Annotated in this window: 1 protein-coding gene; it reads right to left on the bottom strand. The window is 73.0% G+C overall.

The window, feature by feature from the left end; translation table 11 throughout:
* Window position 1: 1 nt before the first annotated feature.
* Window positions 2-326 (bottom strand): M24 family metallopeptidase (locus tag P2P98_RS06850; RefSeq protein ID WP_275798421.1); only part of this gene is annotated, 325 nt, incomplete at its 5' end.

Raw genomic sequence — 326 nt, 5'->3', positions numbered from 1 at the left:
GTCAGTCGACGCCGAGGAACGACCGGTCGGTGAGCACGATCGGTCCGTCTGCGGTGATCGCGACGGTGTGCTCCGAGTGCGCGCCGCGGGAACCGTCGGCGCTGCGGAGGGTCCAGCCGTCCGGATCGGTCACGAGCTCGTCGGTCGTCTGGAGGAACCACGGCTCGAGCGCGACGACCAGGCCGGCGCGCAGGGGGTAACCCCGCCCGGCCTTGCCGTCGTTGGCGACGTGCGGGTCGCCGTGCATCGTGCGGCCGACGCCGTGACCGCCGAAGTCGGTGTTGATGCTGAGCCCCTCGGCGTGGGCGACGGCAGCGATCGCCGCG

This window comes from Microbacterium sp. Kw_RZR3 (genome assembly GCF_029222405.1).
Taxonomy (GTDB): domain Bacteria; phylum Actinomycetota; class Actinomycetes; order Actinomycetales; family Microbacteriaceae; genus Microbacterium.
The sequence above is the reverse complement of the archived record's forward strand: the minus strand, read 5'-3'. Positions and strand labels throughout refer to the sequence as shown.